This window comes from Rhabdochlamydiaceae symbiont of Dictyostelium giganteum (assembly GCF_964291045.1).
In the GTDB taxonomy this organism is placed as follows: Bacteria; Chlamydiota; Chlamydiia; order Chlamydiales; family Rhabdochlamydiaceae; genus PALSA-1444.
In genome coordinates, this window is record NZ_OZ197277.1 from 1341072 (window position 1) to 1359020 (window position 17949).

Consider the following 17949-nt stretch of genomic DNA (forward strand, 5'->3'; position numbering starts at 1 on the left):
CTTTAATCTTTCATTTCAAATCTTTCAAAAAATCTTGAAATTGATCTTTTAAAGAGCCTGGAACCACCTCGTCAATTCCCGCTTTATCGTGCATAAGAAAATAGATACAAGCCACCATGATCCCAAGAGTTGGACTAAAAAAGGCGATAAAAAGGGAAATGCCGCACACAAACGCTCTTCTTAACGAGATGAAGCTTTGACTTAAGTGATGCTGAATCTTTTCACTTCTACCCCATGTGATTAAGCTTAAAGGGAGTAAAAGAAACAGCTTGATGAAAAGAAAAACCACCCAAAATCCATCTGCAATAAAAAGAAGAGAAAAAAAGACTCTTGTGGCAATAGAAGAAAAGAGACGCTCTCTTGGACTACTTGAAAAAGGTAATTCCGGTTCAGAAGATGCGCTCTCATGGGACTCTTCAGAATGGGAAATATCGTAAATTGTCATTGTCATCTCTTAAGGTTTATAAATGACATCTTCTTTTTTTAAAGTATTAAAAAACTTGCCCTTTTAGGCAAAAGAAGACACATATTGCCCACTAAAATAAGCGATTAGACGATTAAAACTCACCGCATTTTGTGTTGTTGACAGATAATACCCAGCTTTCATTTTAGGCCTAAAATAGAGCACTTTACCAGGTGAAATATCCCTAAAACCTATCCATTTTTACGATTTATCCCCTCTTTTTAGCTCTGTATTTTTTCTGAAAAAGCACTCTTATTTTGCCGCCTCTTTTTTTCTTTTTGGTTTTTAATATTTAAGCCATCAAAGAGACTAGAAGATTCTTTAAGTCAGGTGCTTCTTTAAGAACTTTTTCTCTTTTTTGTGCCGTAAAAGAAACTATTTTGAAGATTGTTGAAAGGAACTATTGAGCGTTAAACCGCTCCATGGTATCCTACTCTCTTTAATAGCGAGGAATTATGCCAAGACAATGTCAGGTTACAGGAAAAATCCCTGTTCGCGGTAATAGTTATGCCATCCGTGGAATTGCCAAAAAGAAAAAAGGCGTTGGTTTAAAAGTGACAGGAATCAAAAAACGTCGTTTTAACCCTAACCTTTCAAAAAAACGGTTTTGGCATCCTGAAGAAAAAAGATTTATCACAATCAACGTCACAGGTCATGGAATCCGTGTAATTGATAGACTCGGATTTGCAGCTGTTGTACGCGGAATGCGTGCTCGTGGTGAGAAAGTCTAGACTTTCTTACATTGCACTCTGTTTTGCCGTCTTATATGTTTTTTGTATTAAGACGGCTCTCTCTCCTCCTTTACCTTCCCCCAATAGCCCCTGTGTTCTCTACTCCAATCACACCCGTCACGATTTTCGTCTTACCTTAAAAAATAGCTTTTTAAATGCCGCTCACTCCATTGATATTTGGATGTACGCAGCAACAGATCCTTTACTCACAAAAATACTCCTGAAAAAACATCATCAAGGAACTAAGGTCACACTTCACCTCAATAAAAAAGCAGAAGTGTCTTCTTCTTTAGAAACCCTTCGTCCTATCCGCGTTAGTAGTAAGGGCCTAATGCACCGAAAAGTTGTCTGCATCGATGAAAAAATCGTTTTTTTAGGCTCTGCCAATATGACCACATCTTCTCTTCAGCTGCATGACAATCTCTCCATAGGATTTTATCATGAAGGAGCAGCTCTTTTTTTAAAGCAGCCTCATCAAAAAACCTACGCCTTTACGCTCCCTTACCCCTCCCCTTCTATGCAAACTATGCGAGGTGTATTGTGGCTGCTTCCTGATCCTTTAGCTATGAAACAAATTGAAAAGCTTTTACAAGAATCGACTGACTCCATTGTGATTGCGATGTTTACCCTCACGCAAAAAAATCTTGTGCAAGCAATCATTGACGCGCATCTTCGCGGCGTTAAAGTAACTGTCCTATTAGATCGGTATACAGCTCAAGGGGCTAGTAAATCTTCTGTTAAAGCGTTATTAAACCACTCGGTTCCGCTCTATTTAAGCTTAGGGCTTCCCCTTCTTCATCATAAATGGGCCTACATTGACCATCATACGCTCATTTTAGGGTCAACAAATTGGACAGAGTCTGCGTTTCAAAAAAATGACGATATTCTTCTCTTTTTAGAAGGGCTAACACCTAGCTTGCAAAAAGAGATGAACAAGATCACAGACATCCTTCAGCTCGAATCTAAACTAGCTTTTTAAAGGCTCTTCCAGCTTCAAAAGTAGCTTTTATCCCTCTTTAAAGCCCTCCCTCTAATTCTTGACTCCTAAATCAAAGATGGTGTTTAATCTCAAGTAAACTCATAAAAGGATTAATGATGGCATTCATTAAAAGAATCGTTCTTTTTTTTGCAGTTAACACATTAGTTGTTATTTCTATTTCGATCATTTTGAATCTTCTTCAAGTAAGGCCCTACCTTCAAGCCCACGGCATTGATTATAAAAGTCTCATGATTTTCTGTGCGGTTTGGGGAAGCTCAGGTGCCTTTATATCGCTAGCTCTTTCTCGTATCATGGCTAAGTGGATGATGGGCGTTAAAGTGATTGATCAATACACAGCTAACCCTAAACATCAAGAGCTCCTCCGTACTGTCGAAAAGCTCTCCCGGGCAGCGCATCTCATGGATACTCCAGAAGTGGGTATTTATGACTCTTATGAAGTGAACGCTTTTGCCACAGGTCCTACTCGTAAAAGATCTCTTGTGGCTGTTTCAACAGGACTTTTAAATCAAATGTCACAGCAAGAGCTTGAAGGCGTGCTAGGTCATGAGATTGCTCACATTATCAATGGCGACATGGTCACGATGACACTTGTCCAAGGAGTGATTAACGCCTTTGTGATGTTCTTTGCAAGAATATTAGCTTTTGCCCTTTCAGGGATGCTCAATCAAAACAGTAAGAGTAAGTCTTCTCGCCCCTCTCCTCATATGTATGCATTTTTTGTGATGGTGTTTGAACTGATCTTTATGTTTTTAGGGATGATGATCATTGCAGCTTACTCAAGATTTAGAGAGTTTAGAGCCGATCAAGAAGGGTCTCTTATTGCAGGAAAAGACGCTATGATTGGAGCTTTAAAAGCGCTTAAAAGAGTGATCAATCAAAGAGATCCTAGAGCAGAAAAGCCAGCCTTTGATGCGATGAAAATTGCCTCTCCCAAGCCCTCTACCTTTCAAAAGCTCTTCTCCACTCACCCCTCTTTGGATACACGAATTGAGAGATTAGAGTCGAGGTTATTCTAATCTAATGAAGAGGTGATGCATAGACATCACCTCTTTTTTCTTTGTATTATAACTCTCTTGAAACGCCAAGCGCTTTCATCACCTTGATCCAAGACAGATTATGCATACCTTCAAGAGAAATCTTCTTTCTCTCGGTTGCTAAATAGTCATCTTCTGCATCTGCTAATAAAAGATAAGAAATGAGCCCTGCTTGAAATTGATCATGTGTCATGACAGCTGTTTCCTCTGCGGCTTTTGTAGCGCTTTGATAAATATCTAGCTGCTTACGGCTTGATTCAAACTGTAAAAGCGCATCTTCTACTTCTTGAAACGCTTCAATTACCTTCTTTTGATACCGTGTGATATCCATTTGAAGCTCTACTTCTTTTTTAGCAACCTTAGCAGAAATCGTTTGGTCAAAAAGAGGCTGAATGAGAGAAAAAAGCGCGCTCCAGTATCTCGATTGCCAGCTGATTAAATCTACAAATTGCGGTGTCATCACCCCAAGAGCGGTCGTTAAGGAAAATGTAGGAAAATAGTCTTTTAAGGCAGCGCTCACTTCAAAATGCCTGCTTGCAATTTGACTGATCTGCTGCTGAATATCACTTCTCTTTTGAATCACCTCAGAGGGAAGTACTTGAGGAAGAGAAGGAAGTAAAGACGGCATGGACCTTTCTTTTAAGGTAAAAGAAGAGGGAGTTTTACCTAAAAGGGCTGCAAGGGAGTGAAGGTGAAGGCCGTAAGCTTCTTTCACACTCTCTAGTTCTCCTTGAGCTGTTGCCAAAGCCAGCTGGGATCTTGCAAGGGTGATCTTTGAATCTACCCCAGAGTTTAAACGGAGGTGATAAAGCTCTACCTTTTCTTCTCTTAGCTGAAGGCTCTTTTCTAAAAGCTTGATCTCTTTTTCAAGGCTTCTGAGTTTTAAGTAGTGAAAAGCGACATCGCAAACAATTTTTTCATGAATGAAGTCTCTTTCCCAAGATACACTATCAGCTTTTAGCTGAGCGCTCTTTTCTTGATCTTTCAGCTTACCCCATAAATCAACATCATAAGAGAGTCCCATGAGAAGAGAAAAATTCTCTTGGCCCCCTCTTGTGGAAGAGGTGATTACGCCTCTATTTTGAGACCCTTGAAGTGTAGCTTCTACTTGAGGAAGTTTACGCGCTCTAAAATGCGAAATCATCGATTCTGCCTCTTCAATCCGCAAAATAGCGATTTTAAGATCTAAATTCGCAGTAATTGCTAGTTCTTCAAGTTCATTTAATACAGGATCTTGAAGAGATTCCCAAAACTTTTGGGTGAGAGGCTTTTCCTCTTGAAGAAGTTGCTGCTTTTCAAAATGCATAGGGATATCACACACAAGAAGAGGCTCTTTAACAGAGTAGCAAGAGGTGAGTGAAAGAAGCACTAGCGAGTAGGCAATGTTTTTCATGAAGCGCTCGCATTTTGCAGTGCACTTTCTTTTTCAATGAAAACATCCACTTGCTGCCCAATATAAAGAGGGTGATTTTCTAAAGGATGAAAAGCATAAATCACCTGTAAAACCCTTGTATCTACTCTTTCACGGCTAGAGCCTGTTAACGATCTTTTAGGGATAATATACGGCTCAATCCTCACAAATTTTAGCGGTATAGAAACTTCTGGCTGATTTTTAGGAGACACCACTCCAATTGCTAAGAGCGTGATATGTTTAGCATTATGCTCATCAATATCTGTTCGAATTTGAAGTAAAGAGGTGTTTCCCATCACTAAAGGAGATGCGTGAGGATCTGCCATCATGATCCATTCTCCCTTATGGATATTTTTCTGTAAGATGGTGCCTGTAATAGGGGCTTTAACAAGAAGCCTATCGATGAGTCTTTTTGTCTCTTTCTTTTCTTCTTGCACAAGGTGAAGTTTTGCTAAATAAAGCCTCTCTTCATTTTCTTTGGAAGTCATCTCTTGCTGGCTAATAGAATGAGAGTGTCTTAACAAAGAGAATCTGTCTAGCTGATCTTTAATGAGCTTATGTTCCATGAGAGCCACTTGCTCTTTCGCTTCTTGCGTTTTAAGTCTTGCTTTTAAGGAAGAGGTATCTAGTTGAAATAAAGGATCTCCCTCTACAACATGATCTCCAACATTTACATACACCTCTTCCACAAGACCACTTTCTGGTGATCCAATATGGAGGTTTTCTCCAAACGCCTCAATGATTCCAGACGCTGCAATGAGCTTAACAAACGGTTTTTGGACCGGCTCAATGAGTAAAGAGTCTGCAGGCGGCGTGTGTAGTGTTTTTTGCAAAAGAGCGATGATTGAAACTGCTCCTAAACAGGAAATAATGATTGATTTTTTGCCCATCTTAACCTCTCTCTTGGGTAATGTATTTATATTTTAAGAAAAAAGATGTTCATTAAATCCCTCTTTCTCTTCCACAATTTGTCCATCATCCATATGAACAATGCGGGTTGCAAATTTAAAGATACGGCTATCGTGTGTCACGACAATCACAATCTTTCCTGACCCTACAGTATGCCCTTTAATCAGCTCCATGATCTTCATCCCTGACTCTGCATCTAAGGCAGAAGTGGGTTCATCACAGATGATTAAAGACGGCTTATGAATTAAAGCTCTTGCAATAGCAACTCGTTGCTGCTGCCCTCCTGAGAGCTTTTGAGGATGGTAGTAAATTTTTGCACTCAGGCCCACATCATCCAGCCCCTTTGCCGCCTCTTTTAACGCGTTATGATAGCTCACGCCTTTGAGGAGTAGAGGAATAGCGACATTTTCTTGGCAAGTGAGGGTGGGAATAAGATTAAACTGCTGAAAGATAAATCCAATATGTTGCCGTCTAAAATTGAGGATATCTTTTTCTTTGTTTTTATGTAGCTCAAAGTCAAACAATTGGATGCGTCCGTGATCAGCTTTTAGCGTTCCTGCGACTGTACTTAGAAGTGTTGTTTTGCCGCTACCAGAGGGTCCTGCAATCATCACCGTCTCTCCTTGCTTTGCATGAAAATCCACCGATTTTAACACATGCAAAGACTCTCCCCCTTGGGTAAACGTTTTTGAGACGTTTTGTAAAATAACGCCGTCTCTTTTATCCACGGAACACCTCTGAAGCATCGAGTTTTCTCACCTTCAAAATGCCTAAAATCGCTGAAAAAAGGCAGATCGTCATAATCGCGCAAAACGTTCCTATGACGGCATAAGAGGTCATATGGAAGGGAAATTTTTGTTTATGAAGAGCCATATGCCCAAAAACAGATGTGAGGCCAGCTCCGATTCCAAACCCTAAAAATCCAACCGTGAGTGCTTGTAAAATAAGCATTTTGCAAAGAAGCGATTGCTTAAGTCCCATTGCTTTAAGCGCTGCTAAATATTTCAGATTTTCTAATACAAATGAGTAAAACGTTTGTCCAGATACTGCAACACCTACTAAAAATCCCATGATGATTGTGATACTAAAGCTAACGGGAATCCCTGTATTTTTACACACCCACATGATGGTGCTGTGCATAAATTCTTCCTCTGTTAACGCCTTTAAATGGGTTTTTGCCGTAATGATTTTAGCCACATCCCTATTTTCTAATCCTTTCATGGGAGCCGCTAATATAAACGTTATGCTTCTCTTTCGGTTAGGACTAAGAAGTTTTGCCCGATCAAATGTGGTGTAAACATAAGGATAGCCAAAGAAAGACTTATGGGCTTTACAGACTGCTACAACTTTGACTTCTTGCTCATTAATCTCAAACACATCTCCCACAGTAAGAGGTACCTGTTTATCATCACTGAGTCTTTCAGCTGCAAGCTCATCAATCACCACTCCCCTGTCTTGCCAAATATCTAAAAGCGCTCCTTGAACAATGGTTTGAGGTGCTCCAATGAGGGTTGCGGTATCGAGTCCCATTAAAAGAAGCGGTTTAAAAGCGCCTCCTTGCTGCCTTCCCATTTCTACTGCAGAATATAAAGGAGCTGCCCATTTCACCTCTTTTACAGAACGGACGCGCTGTAAATCGGTATCTAAAAGAGGGATATACTCTCCTGCTTGCTCAATCAGAGGATCCATAACCCATAAAGGAGCGTTAATATTTCTTAACGTCGATGTGCTCCACTGAAGAAGCCCGCCAAAAATAGAGCCTTGATGCGTCATTAAAAGCGAAGAAAATGAAATTGCTGAAATCAAAATCAAATACTTAGCTCTATCACCCATTAACATTTTTAATGCAATTCTATACATAAGATAAGCGATACTAATCAAATGGGATAAAAAATTCTAGATTTTTTATCAAAATAAAGGATGATGTATGTATTGCACTATCTATGGCTAGATGTGCATAATACGCTTAAAGGAGTCATTTTTTACATGATGACAGAAAGACAGGGTTATAAGTGCTAAAAAAGTAAACATATACCTATTCTTATTTAAAATCTGAGCTTTAGATATTATGTAAAATACCTCTGTATATTGATATAAATGTTTTTTTTAGATAATATTCATTGTTTATTAGCTTAACAATAAGTACATTGAGGTAATAATGGGTAAAAAAAATTTAAAAATCTTAAAAATCAAGAAAAAATTGACTAAAACTAAAAAACGACCTAACACAAACAATCTAGCCCTTATTAGTTTACCTGACTGTTTTCCTATGGAAAATACCCTATGTCTTAAAAAATCCAGAAAATTATTTGAAAGCATATGGAATGCAAATTAGCCATTATAGTTTTGACACAAATAATCGATATACCAGCGACCATTCATAGCTTAAAAACCGCTGGATTAGATAATAGTAGCAAAGAAATTAATCAGATATCATAGAGGTTTTGAATGAACTCCCCAAAACATGAAATAATTGATTCTAAAAGCTATGCTCAGCTTTTAGACCACATCAAAAAAGATATTCAAGAGTCTAGACTTAGAGCAACAACCTCTATTACTCAAGAACTGACAGCTCTTTATTGGCGTATTGGAAAAATGCTCTTAGATAAAGCATCTATAGAAGGACGGGGTGCAAAGACGATAGAGCATGTTGCTAAAGATCTTAACTCTTCATTTCCTGGGGTAAGTGGATTTTCGTATCGAAACTTACAATACATGAAACGATTTGCTGAATATTACTCAGAAGTCAATTTTGCAACAGCTGTTGCACAAATTCCATGGGGGCATAATATTCTTCTTATGGAAAAAGTAGATAGTTTTGAAAAACGTGTCTGGTATGCAGAGCAATCTATCCAACATGGATGGAGCCGTACAATGCTTACAATGTGGATTGAATCTGATTTATATAATCGTCAAGGTAAAGCAGTCACCAATTTTAAAAAAACTTTACCTAGCCCTCAATCAGATTTAGCAATCCAAATGATGAAAGATCCTTACAATTTTTCCTTTCTTACATTAGACAAAGATCATAGAGAAAAAGAATTGGAAAAGGGATTAACTGATCATATCCAAAGATTTCTTTTAGAGCTTGGACATGGTTTTGCTTTTGTAGGCAGACAAGTCCCTCTTCAAGTAGGTGGTAAAGATTATTATTTAGACCTATTGTTTTATCATTTTAAGCTGCGTAGATTTATCGTTTGTGAATTGAAAGCTTGTGAATTTGAAGCAAATGATATTGGACAGATAAATTTGTATTTATCTGCAGTAGATACACATCTAAAGCAACCTAAAGACAAGCCTTCTATCGGCATGATTTTCTGCAAAACAAAAGATAACCTTACAGTTGAATATGCTCTTAGAGATTTTAAGAAACCTATTAGTGTATCTGGATATCAAGTGAACATTGTTGATACTTTAACAAAAGAATTAAAAGAAAACCTACCTACTATTGAAGAAATTGAAGCTGAATTTACTGATGAAAACTTTAAAGGTAAAGAAAAATAAGCGATAAGAATTTCTCTGAATAGCTTTATTGATAGCATATCAAATATTCCAATTACACTTATAAACTATCAAAAATAACAGAACGTGGGATACATGATCAAAAACCATTTACCCTCTATTCTGCTTTCATTAAAGATAAAGAAAATGAGCTCATCCAAAGTGGGTACCAAAATCCATAAAATGATTCGCTAAGTGTGACTTTATCAATTTTGCAACAGCTGTTGCAAAATTCCATGCAGATACAAATATGCCTCTTATAGAAAAATGAGATACCTTTGAAAACCTGTATTTGATGCGCAGAATAAACGCTCATCATAACTGAAAATCAGCGATATATAAAAGGTAGGATCAAACATTATCTATCCTGTATTTTGCTTTCATCAAAGATAAAGAAAATGAGCTCGTACAAAGTAGGCGCCCAAATCTATGAAATGATTTGCTAAGTGTGATTTTACCAATTTTGCAACAGCTGTTGCAAAATTCCATGCAGATACAAATATGCCTCTTATAGAAAAATGAGATACCTTTGAAAACCTGTATTTGATGCGCAAAATAAACGCTCATCATAGCTGAAACCCAGCAATATATGACATGTAGGATCAAAAGTTATTTATCCTTCATTTTGCTTTCATGAAAGATAAAGCAAATGAACTCATGCAAAATAGGGATTAAAATCCCTAAAACAAGTCACTCAATACTACTTACCTATTTTGCAACAGCTGTTGCATCAATTCGGTGGGTATACAATAAAGCTCTTAAGGGAAGAAGAGCTGGCTTAAAACAGATGTCTAGGGTAAACATCTCGTCCTTAAATAGAGCTCTTTAAGGCTTATAGGAAAGATGAATATACTATATATAGCCGTAAAGTGGATAGGGGGCAATCTTGATTAAATACGTTTCATAGTACTCTCTTAACATCTCCGTTATCCCTGAAGAAATAACTATTTTCCCTTGAATTTTTCTAAATGACATTATTTTAAAACGCAAATTTCTCGAGATAATCTTGATTTTACTCAATGCATTGAGTAAAAATACTCAATAGAGTGAGTAAAAAAAATTCAGCGCTTTATGAGATATGATAAAAAAAAGAAAATGCTTTGAAATCCTTTTAAAACGGCTTCAAGAACCGCGTCAATTTATTCAATCGCTTATTGGACCGCGCCAAGTGGGAAAAACAACTTTAGCGCGGCAAGTCGCAGCAGAATTAAAAAAACCTAGCCGCTACATTTCAGCAGACCTTGCCTCTCTTCAAGACATCTCTTGGCTACAGCAACAATGGGATAGCGCAAGAGAACTTGCAAAAACTGAGGGAGATGCTCTGTTAATCATTGATGAAATTCAAAAAATACCTAATTGGTCTGATATGGTTAAATTACTGTGGGATCAAGATAGTTTCTCAGGCATCAATCTCTCTCTACTCATTCTAGGGTCTTCTCCTTGGCTCATGCAAAAGGGGCTGTCTGAAAGTCTTGCAGGAAGATTTGAAGTGATTCCCATCACGCATTGGTCATTTCAGGAGATGTCTGAAACCTTTGGATGGTCATTAAATCACTATCTCTATTTTGGAGGGTATCCAGGACCTGCCTTACTTTCTCATCAAGAAGATCCTATGCGTTGGATGAGCTATATCCAAGATTCTATCATTGAAACAACAATATCCCGTGATATTTTGCTCCTGAATCAAGTGAATAAACCTGTCTTATTAAGAAGGCTTTTTCAATTAGGATGTAGCTACTCAGGTCAAATTCTCTCTTACAATAAAATACTAGGAACTCTCCAAGATGCTGGAAATGCAACCACTCTTGCCCACTATATAAATTTACTCACAAGAGCGAATCTCTTAACAGGGTTACAAAAGTTTGCAAACCAGTCCGTAAGAAGAAAGGGATCTAGCCCTAAATTTGCTGTTTATAACACAGCACTCTTCACGGCTTTATCAGGGAAAACCTTTTCTGAAGCACTTAATGACCGCCCTTTTTGGGGAAGGCTTACTGAACTCTGCAGTAGGGGCGCATTTACTGAATGGTATCCGGGGAACCCAAATTGAACTTTTCTACTGGAGAGAAGGAAATCATGAAGTGGATTTTGTCCTTCAGATGGGCGAAAAACTCATTGCCATCGAAGTGAAAAGCAATCAAGAATCTATTCGGTATTCTGGAATGGATGCTTTTGTTAAACAGTTTAAGCCTAACCGCATTTTATTAGTAGGAGATCAAGGCATGTCTCTTCAAACATTTCTGCTCACATCTCCTCGTTCTTTATTTGAATAAGTTGATCCGAAATTGGTGTGAATTCCTATTCTTTAAATTGGGGCTTAAGATGATTGCATTTGTCTGAAGACACATGCAATCATCACCTCTTTAACTGACACTCTTTTCTTCTTTTTACATAAGAGAGGAAATTTTTTAGATCGTTCACCCGTGTGAAGTCCAGTTCAAAGGCCCGGATAAAAAGATCCCCTCTTGAAAGAATTGTTTTTTCATCAAAAAGAAGGATGCCCTCTCTATCATGCATCATCAAAGCTGCTAAGTGATACGCTCCTGCTTCATATGTTCCTAACTGAATGGACCTCATGAAGAGCTGTTTACAAGATAGTGTGACTCCATTTAAAAGCAAAATGCTCTCGATCTTTTGATAAAAGAGCTCTTTTCCTAACAGGAAGTAAGGCAAGCTATACTCACGATTCAGATCGATGGCTTTAAGATAAAGGGCCTCTTTGGAGGCATAGCTCTCTTCATGAATCCTTAAAGTATGTTGAAAACTTGTGGCAAGTGCCACATAGGCCTCTTCACAAGAGGGAACATGCTTTAATAATTCGAGCAGAAACTCCTCTTTTTGGGTAAAATAAAGATCCTCTTCCATCACAAGAGAACTTGCATGTTGAGATGAGTCATTCATCCCATACATCCTATTTTTACGGTCACTCTGATGATGCTGAAGCTCTTCTTTAAAAATCGTGAGGTATTGAGAGCCCAACCCTGTGAGTTCATATTGAGAAAGAATTCTAGCTAGCATTGTAGAAGTTTCTAAGGGATGTCTTGGCAGGCTATAAGCTAGATCTAAGGCCTGATGAAATAAATCTCTCTTCTTTGCTTGTTCATGAGGATAAAGAGCTTCTGCTTGCCTTAAGTAAGATGTATCATACATCCAATTTGAACTCCCCTTTTCATAGCAAGCTCTTTTATCATAGAAATCTCCCTTTAATAAAATGCGCTCCTCAGGGTGAAGAGCATCCCCTATTTTCATTAAAATAGAGTGGCGTTGACTTTGCTCATAGGCATACGCATAAGCCATCAGTTTTGTGAACTTTACCCCATCTTGTAATAAGATAGATTTTCTAGAAGAGAGATAATCTCCCACTCCTTCATCTCCCTTTTGTTTTAAATAGGTGGATGAAAGAAAAGGAAGTGCCTGTTGATAAAGAGCTTTTGTAGAGACTGTCTTCTCATTTAATGTTAAAGAAGCTCCTTGCCTAAGAAGTTGGACTCTTGCGAGCTCATTTTCAAGGGTCAAATGACTGATTAATTCTTTAATGCGAGACTCTGTTTTACTATGTAGACTAGAAGCTACAGAAAAAACAGCAGGAGCAAATGGGGAGCTAAAAACATATATAGGATCTAAAGCAAAAGCTTTTTTAAAAAGAGACTCCCCATCTGCCCTTTCTCCATTTTTGAATAAAATAGTCTCGTTTTGAATGATTAAAATTAAATTAAAATACCCTTCTATGCTGTTTGGATTTTTTTCAATTTCGTGGATATAGATGTGCTTTAAATATTGTCTAGCTTGAGAGCTAATTCTTTCAACTGATCCTAAATCAATAGCTTTATGATAGAAATCTTTCTTTGTATAGACCTCCTTACTCAAAAGCTGAATGCTTTCATTACCTTTTAAAAGATCCCCAAGCTTACAATAAGTGCTTGCATGTTGAGGATGTAACTGGATGTCCTTAAGATAAAGCTCTTTCTTTGTATAAATCTCCCCCCTCAAAAGCTGGATGCTTTCATCATCTTTTAAAAGATTCGCAAGACGTTGATAATAGGTTTCGTCTTGAGGGTTTAACTCGATAGCCTGAAGGTAGAGCGTCCTCTTCGTATAAACCTCCCCACTCAAAAGCTGGATGCTTTCATGATTTTTTAAAAGATTCGCAAGATTTTGATAATATGTTTCATTTTTAGGATTTGAGTGGATAGCTCTAAGGTAAAGCCCCTTCTTCGTATAAAATACTCCATTAAAAAACTGGATTTTTTCATGCTCTTTTAAACAGCTGACAAGACGGTGATAAGCATTTGCATGTTGAGGATTGCACTGGATGGTCTTTAGCAAAAGTTCCTTATTTGTATAAACTTTCCCATCTAAAAGCTGAATTGTTTCACCATTTTTTAGACAACCTGCCAGATTATAGTAAGAACTTGCATGTTTAGGATTGCACTCAGTAGCTTTAAGTAAAAGTTCTTTTTTTGTATAAATTTCCCCATCTAAAAGCTGAACCGTTTCACCATTTTTTAGACAACTTGCCAGATTATAGTAAGCATGTTCAGATTGAGGATTTAACTGGATGGCCTTAAGATAAAGTTCTTTTTTTGTATAGCTCCCCCCGCTTAACAGCTGAAGGGTTTCATCATCTTTAAGGCAAATCGCAAGAGAATTATAGAGATCTGCATCTTTAGGCTTTAACTGAATAGCCTTCAAGAAAAGCTCTTTTTTTGTATAGCTCTCTCCGCTTAAAAGCTGTACTGTTTCGCCATCTTTTAGATAAGAGGCAAAATTGTAGTAAAAATCCCCTATTTCAGGATCTAATTGGATGATCTTAAGATGAAGCTCTTTTATTGTATAGCTATCTCCGTTTAACAGCTGAACGGTTTCATCATCTTTGAGGCAGTTCACAAGATTACAGTATGCACCTGCGTGTGTAGGATTTGACTGGATGGCCTTAAGATAAAGCTCTTTATTTGTATAGCTATCTCTACTTAAAAGCTTTATTGTTTCACCATCTTCTAGAAGGGTTGCAAGATTATACCAGACACTTTTATATTGAGGATTTAACTCAATAACCTTAAGATAAAGCTCTTTACTTGTATAAAATTCCCCACTTAGTAGCTGAATCTCTTCCCCCTCTTTTACATACCACGCAAGGTTGTAATAAGAATCCTCTATGTTAGGATTTAACTGAATGGCCTTAAGATAAAGCTCTTTTTTTGTATAAATTTCTCCATTTAAGAGCTCTATTGTTTCACACTCTTCTAAAAGCTTTGCAAGATGACAGTAATCATCCCCCTCATTAGAACCTTCATTGATGACCTTGATGAGCGATTTTTTTTCTCCATCAGATTGATGACTTAAGGGCTCTATGCTTTGATAACCGTTTAGACAATTTAATCTTGTATCACTTTCTAGATTGGGATGTGTTTCTAAAATAACGCTGGCTATCTGTTCTATTTTTGAAGATTCTACACAAAGTTTTTTAGCAAGATGCCCATCATCTTCTGCCAAAGTAGATAGTGGATTTTTTGTACCCTGAGGGAGATTTGATGGATCTGTCGTTAAAGCATACGGTCTAATTGTCATAGCGCCCCTCTTGATTGATGTTCTTAAGCTCTATTGTCACCAAAGTCCATAAAATAGCTACTTTGTAGAGTCATATGCTTATTTGAAGAACCTTGAGTTTAGTCATATTTTCAATTTTTCCGCAAAATACAAATGGAAAACACCTTATTTTTTGAAATATGGCTCTAGATTACCCCTAAGCTCTTTGAGGCGTTTTTTAAGTTAGATGAAAACTTAGGATCATACGTCAATATCGCATAAAACATGCGCTTATAAAATGTCTTGATTAGCAGATTCTCTATTAGATTCATCATCAATGATGATTGATACACGAAATATTTCAAAAAAATAAGGGGGCTTAAGGAATACGATAAATTTGTGATGAAAATAGCTCTTTTTCAAGCTTATGGACAATAAAAGAGCCTAGGCCATGCTGATAAATATCCCCATGACTAGAGGAAAAGAGTCATTGATTTTCGCTAAAGAAAAAGAAACCCCTCTACTTAGAAAAATAGAGGGGTTAGAAAGAGTAAGATCTATCTTGAAGCTTGCTCTCCAAGAATGTGGAGTGTGTAATCACACAGCACATCTTCTTTAAGATGCAACACCATCGGATGAACTCCGATCATTTTAATCGGTTTATTCAACCCGATATTGCGGCGCTCAAGTTCAAATCCTTGCTCTGCAAAAAGGGCCAGCACATCTCCAAATCCAACAGATCCATACATGTTACCTTCTGGATCGACTTTAACAGTTGTTGTTAAAGTGACTCCTTGAAGCTCACTTGCAATCTTCTCAGCTTCTGCTTTATCAGCAGCTGATTGGGTTGCACGCTCTTGCTGTAGACGTGCTTGCATACGGAGTGTATGACGGTTCGCAGGAACTGCGAGTTCTTGAGGGATTAAGTAGTTTCTTGCAAAGCCAGCCTTGACTGAAATCACTTCTCCACAACGGCCGATGTCTTCAACATCTGCAATGAGTAAATAGTTTTGTTTCATAATTTTGTCCTTTTAAGCTTCTGCAACAAATGGAAGAAGCGCCATGTATCTGGCTTGTTTAATTGCACAAACGAGCTTTCTTTGAAAGCTTGCTGAAACACCTGTAATCCTGCGAGGAATGATTTTTCCTCTTTCAGTAACAAATCGGCTAAGAGTGTCTAAATCTTTGTAATCGATATGTTTAACGCCTGCTGCGGTAAACGGACAAACTCTTCTTTTTTTAGGGGCAAAAGGAGAATCCATGTATTCCTCTTATTCAGGTAAGGGTTGAAATTCAATTTTTTCGGGAACTGTAGGAAAGGGTGCCCGTTTTGTCATGAAACGAAGAACATCTTCGTTTAAGCGGTATTCTCTCCACAATTTACCCATCACCTCTGTTGGAAGTGAGAAATAAAATAGGAAGTAGTGCCCTTCTCTTTTCTTAGCGATTTCATACATTAATCGCTTACGCCCTTGGTCAAATATTTTGTGCAGCTCTCCACCTTTTTCTTCGATGCTAGCAACCATCTTATCGATGAGTTTCTGACGTGCATCGTCAGTTAAGGCAGTGCTTAAGATATACATCCCTTCATAGAGATGTTGACGTTCTTTCGCCATTTTTGAAGACTCCTCGTCTAACTTTTTTTCGTATTCGCAATCCCCATTGCTTTTTGGATTCCTTCAAAAATCCAAAGATCAATAAGATCTGCGACATGATTAAAAACTTGTGGCATTTTCGCCTCGTCTTGCTCACCAAAATGAGAAAGGACAAAATCTGCCAAATCTGTGCCTTGTGGGTGACCCACCCCAATGCGTAGTCTTGGAAAACAGTTGGTTCCAAGATGGTATTCTATGCTTTTCAGTCCGTTATGACCTCCACAGCTCCCTTGAGGTTTAAACTTTACCTCTCCTACATCAAGGGCGATATCATCGACAATCACTAGCACTTTCTCTGGAGCTAACTGAAGCGATTTCTGGATGAAGGAAACCCCTTCTCCACTTCGATTCATATAGCTTTGAGGAAGCAGTAAATGAATAGGATGATCTTTCACCACCTCTTCTGCAGAAAGAGCTAAAACCCCTTTTGCCTTATGAAAAGCCATGGCATAACGTTTTGCAAATGCTCTTACTGCCCGGAAACCCACATTATGCCGAGTTTTTTCATAATAACTCCCGGGGTTTCCAAGCCCCACAACCAAAACTGACTTAGTTGCTACGTTTTGAAACGACAACAACGACTTCATTCATTTTCGCTAAAGGTGTGACACCCTCAGGGATAATAATATCGACGAGTTTTTTGGATTGCTTAATTCCTAGGTCTCTCACATCAATTTCAAGATGAGAGGGCATATTACGAGGAAGTGCTTGCACTTTAACATGCCGGATGATTTGTCTTAAGAATCCTCCCATCTTCACTCCAGTACAATCTGCAACGCCAACACACTGAATAGGCACTTTAAAGCTCACCTCAACATCATCAACAAGCTCTTCAAAGTCAATGTGAGTCACTTTGTAAGTTGTTAAATGGTATTGGATATCTTTAATGATAACCCGTCTTTCTTGTCCGTTTAAGCTCAGTTGAAACACTGTTGTCCCTAAGTGACCTGGCTTCATTTGCCTTAAGATGGCTGCCATCTCTTCTCCACTGATCGTCACGGCTAAATTAGCTTGATTTACAGAGTAAAGAATCGCTGGGATATTGCCTTCTCGTCGGATCTGCTTAATGACGCTCTTCTTTGTGAGTAAGCGATCGTGAGCAGTCAGTTTCATATGATTCCCCCGTTTATAGTTATGCAAAATCATTTTTCGATAGGGATATGAGGAAATTAAGGCTAAATCACGCACCCCTATGCCGTTAGTGATGAGCCGAAACTCTCAAAAAGGGCGTTAAAAAACCTTTTCAGGTGTTTTACTTGAGTGGAATTTAGCTGAATTAAAGAGTGTTTATTTCTCTTGAATCCTTTTTGCACACACCACAGAAAATGAAAAAAGGGGCTCTTTTTTGATTAACGGTGATGGACACTTCCTCCAAGATAGAAATGAGATGGTGTGCAACCTCTAATCAAAAGAACTTGAAATTAGAGAGGCTCATCATCACTATGGACATCTTTCCAAGGAAAGGCGTCTATCTTGCTATACGAAAATGTTTCTTTTTCATCTTAAAGAGCCTGGTAACTCTTAAAGATGCTTCATTCTTGCCAAAGCAAAAAAATAGTTAATATTGGGGTGGAAGGATTCGAACCCTCGAATGGCGGTACCAAAAACCGCTGCCTTACCACTTGGCGACACCCCAATTGTAAGATGCTCTAGGATACTGAAGAGGGGAATTTTTCAGCAATCAATTTCATACTATTGCCTTAAAACTTCTTCAAGAAA

17 protein-coding genes and 1 tRNA gene are annotated in these 17949 nt (G+C 38.1%); 6 read left to right on the plus strand and 12 right to left on the minus strand.

Annotation, left to right across the window (positions count from 1 at the left end; genetic code table 11):
- Positions 1 to 10: 10 nt before the first annotated feature.
- Entirely contained in the window at positions 11 to 451 is a 441-nt protein-coding gene (locus ACI7T6_RS04680; protein WP_404665226.1) for a hypothetical protein, read from the minus strand.
- 467 nt (positions 452 to 918) lie between these two features.
- On the opposite strand from ACI7T6_RS04680, the gene rpmB reads away from it, so the two are divergent.
- The 3 genes from rpmB (at position 919) to htpX (ending at position 3210) form a co-directional block, all read left to right on the plus strand.
- Positions 919 to 1194 carry a 50S ribosomal protein L28 gene (rpmB, locus tag ACI7T6_RS04685; protein WP_404665227.1) on the plus strand — a complete coding sequence of 92 codons (276 nt, stop codon included), beginning with the start codon at positions 919 to 921 and terminating at the stop codon, positions 1192 to 1194.
- On the plus strand, positions 1178 to 2173 hold the full coding sequence (locus tag ACI7T6_RS04690) for a phosphatidylserine/phosphatidylglycerophosphate/cardiolipin synthase family protein (RefSeq protein WP_404665228.1): 996 nt from the start codon (positions 1178 to 1180) through the stop codon (positions 2171 to 2173). The genes rpmB and ACI7T6_RS04690 overlap by 17 nt, the downstream gene beginning before the upstream one ends.
- A 116-nt stretch (positions 2174 to 2289) precedes the next feature.
- Positions 2290 to 3210: a protease HtpX gene (htpX, locus tag ACI7T6_RS04695; RefSeq protein WP_404665229.1), complete on the plus strand. Its 921-nt coding sequence runs from the start codon at positions 2290 to 2292 to the stop codon at positions 3208 to 3210.
- Between the two features lie 46 nt (positions 3211 to 3256).
- Here the strand turns inward: htpX and ACI7T6_RS04700 are convergent, their stop codons facing one another.
- The 4 genes from ACI7T6_RS04700 to ACI7T6_RS04715 are packed head-to-tail and all read right to left on the minus strand — an operon-like array spanning position 3257 to position 7387.
- A complete protein-coding gene (locus ACI7T6_RS04700; protein WP_404665230.1) occupies positions 3257 to 4621 on the minus strand; it encodes an efflux transporter outer membrane subunit in 1365 nt (454 codons plus the stop codon).
- Positions 4618 to 5529 carry an efflux RND transporter periplasmic adaptor subunit gene (locus tag ACI7T6_RS04705; RefSeq protein ID WP_404665231.1) on the minus strand — a complete coding sequence of 304 codons (912 nt, stop codon included), beginning with the start codon at positions 5527 to 5529 and terminating at the stop codon, positions 4618 to 4620. The genes ACI7T6_RS04700 and ACI7T6_RS04705 overlap by 4 nt, the downstream gene beginning before the upstream one ends.
- 33 nt (positions 5530 to 5562) lie before the next feature.
- Positions 5563 to 6276, minus strand: a complete 714-nt coding sequence (locus ACI7T6_RS04710; RefSeq protein WP_404665232.1) for an ABC transporter ATP-binding protein — start codon at positions 6274 to 6276, stop codon at positions 5563 to 5565.
- Complete coding sequence (locus ACI7T6_RS04715) at positions 6269 to 7387, minus strand: ABC transporter permease (protein ID WP_404665233.1); 1119 nt, start codon at positions 7385 to 7387, stop codon at positions 6269 to 6271. The genes ACI7T6_RS04710 and ACI7T6_RS04715 overlap by 8 nt, the downstream gene beginning before the upstream one ends.
- 609 nt (positions 7388 to 7996) lie before the next feature.
- Between ACI7T6_RS04715 and ACI7T6_RS04720 the strand changes: the two genes are divergently transcribed.
- From ACI7T6_RS04720 to ACI7T6_RS04730, 3 genes are all read left to right on the plus strand, one after another.
- Positions 7997 to 9052 carry a YhcG family protein gene (locus ACI7T6_RS04720; RefSeq protein ID WP_404665234.1) on the plus strand — a complete coding sequence of 352 codons (1056 nt, stop codon included), beginning with the start codon at positions 7997 to 7999 and terminating at the stop codon, positions 9050 to 9052.
- Between the two features lie 1075 nt (positions 9053 to 10127).
- Positions 10128 to 11099 carry an ATP-binding protein gene (locus ACI7T6_RS04725; protein WP_404665235.1) on the plus strand — a complete coding sequence of 324 codons (972 nt, stop codon included), beginning with the start codon at positions 10128 to 10130 and terminating at the stop codon, positions 11097 to 11099.
- Positions 11017 to 11322 (plus strand): DUF4143 domain-containing protein, encoded by a 306-nt coding sequence (locus ACI7T6_RS04730; protein ID WP_404665236.1) that lies wholly within the window; start codon positions 11017 to 11019, stop codon positions 11320 to 11322. The genes ACI7T6_RS04725 and ACI7T6_RS04730 overlap by 83 nt, the downstream gene beginning before the upstream one ends.
- 82 nt (positions 11323 to 11404) lie before the next feature.
- Here ACI7T6_RS04730 and ACI7T6_RS04735 read toward each other — a convergent pair whose 3' ends face one another.
- The 7 genes from ACI7T6_RS04735 to ACI7T6_RS04765 form a co-directional block, all read right to left on the minus strand.
- The gene (locus tag ACI7T6_RS04735; protein ID WP_404665237.1) at positions 11405 to 14617 is read right to left on the minus strand and encodes a hypothetical protein; all 3213 of its coding nucleotides are present in this window, start codon (positions 14615 to 14617) and stop codon (positions 11405 to 11407) included.
- A gap of 515 nt (positions 14618 to 15132) precedes the next feature.
- Positions 15133 to 15594, minus strand: a complete 462-nt coding sequence (rplI, locus tag ACI7T6_RS04740; RefSeq protein WP_404665238.1) for a 50S ribosomal protein L9 — start codon at positions 15592 to 15594, stop codon at positions 15133 to 15135.
- Positions 15595 to 15606: 12 nt separating this feature from the next.
- Positions 15607 to 15837 (minus strand): 30S ribosomal protein S18, encoded by a 231-nt coding sequence (rpsR, locus tag ACI7T6_RS04745; RefSeq protein ID WP_404665239.1) that lies wholly within the window; start codon positions 15835 to 15837, stop codon positions 15607 to 15609.
- A gap of 9 nt (positions 15838 to 15846) precedes the next feature.
- Positions 15847 to 16191: a 30S ribosomal protein S6 gene (gene rpsF, locus ACI7T6_RS04750; RefSeq protein WP_404665240.1), complete on the minus strand. Its 345-nt coding sequence runs from the start codon at positions 16189 to 16191 to the stop codon at positions 15847 to 15849.
- 17 nt (positions 16192 to 16208) lie between these two features.
- The gene (gene pth / locus ACI7T6_RS04755; RefSeq protein WP_404665241.1) at positions 16209 to 16805 is read right to left on the minus strand and encodes an aminoacyl-tRNA hydrolase; all 597 of its coding nucleotides are present in this window, start codon (positions 16803 to 16805) and stop codon (positions 16209 to 16211) included.
- Positions 16780 to 17343: a 50S ribosomal protein L25/general stress protein Ctc gene (locus tag ACI7T6_RS04760; RefSeq protein WP_404665242.1), complete on the minus strand. Its 564-nt coding sequence runs from the start codon at positions 17341 to 17343 to the stop codon at positions 16780 to 16782. Before ACI7T6_RS04760 ends, pth begins: the two co-directional genes overlap by 26 nt.
- A gap of 451 nt (positions 17344 to 17794) precedes the next feature.
- Positions 17795 to 17866, minus strand: a tRNA-Gln gene (locus ACI7T6_RS04765).
- Positions 17867 to 17949: the final 83 nt, after the last annotated feature.

What these genes read in the sequence shown, in the direction of transcription:
- ACI7T6_RS04720 (WP_404665234.1), top strand. Translation starts at nt 7,997, where the DNA reads ATGAACTCCCCAAAACATGAAATAATTGATTCTAAAAGCTATGCTCAG.
- rpsR (WP_404665239.1), bottom strand. Translation starts at nt 15,837, where the DNA reads ATGGATTCTCCTTTTGCCCCTAAAAAAAGAAGAGTTTGTCCGTTTACC.
- ACI7T6_RS04700 (WP_404665230.1), bottom strand. Translation starts at nt 4,621, where the DNA reads ATGAAAAACATTGCCTACTCGCTAGTGCTTCTTTCACTCACCTCTTGC.
- ACI7T6_RS04760 (WP_404665242.1), bottom strand. Translation starts at nt 17,343, where the DNA reads ATGAAACTGACTGCTCACGATCGCTTACTCACAAAGAAGAGCGTCATT.
- ACI7T6_RS04730 (WP_404665236.1), top strand. Translation starts at nt 11,017, where the DNA reads ATGACCGCCCTTTTTGGGGAAGGCTTACTGAACTCTGCAGTAGGGGCG.
- ACI7T6_RS04715 (WP_404665233.1), bottom strand. Translation starts at nt 7,387, where the DNA reads ATGTTAATGGGTGATAGAGCTAAGTATTTGATTTTGATTTCAGCAATT.
- rpmB (WP_404665227.1), top strand. Translation starts at nt 919, where the DNA reads ATGCCAAGACAATGTCAGGTTACAGGAAAAATCCCTGTTCGCGGTAAT.
- htpX (WP_404665229.1), top strand. Translation starts at nt 2,290, where the DNA reads ATGGCATTCATTAAAAGAATCGTTCTTTTTTTTGCAGTTAACACATTA.
- ACI7T6_RS04735 (WP_404665237.1), bottom strand. Translation starts at nt 14,617, where the DNA reads ATGACAATTAGACCGTATGCTTTAACGACAGATCCATCAAATCTCCCT.
- ACI7T6_RS04705 (WP_404665231.1), bottom strand. Translation starts at nt 5,529, where the DNA reads ATGGGCAAAAAATCAATCATTATTTCCTGTTTAGGAGCAGTTTCAATC.
- ACI7T6_RS04680 (WP_404665226.1), bottom strand. Translation starts at nt 451, where the DNA reads ATGACAATGACAATTTACGATATTTCCCATTCTGAAGAGTCCCATGAG.
- rplI (WP_404665238.1), bottom strand. Translation starts at nt 15,594, where the DNA reads ATGAAACAAAACTATTTACTCATTGCAGATGTTGAAGACATCGGCCGT.
- ACI7T6_RS04725 (WP_404665235.1), top strand. Translation starts at nt 10,128, where the DNA reads ATGATAAAAAAAAGAAAATGCTTTGAAATCCTTTTAAAACGGCTTCAA.
- rpsF (WP_404665240.1), bottom strand. Translation starts at nt 16,191, where the DNA reads ATGGCGAAAGAACGTCAACATCTCTATGAAGGGATGTATATCTTAAGC.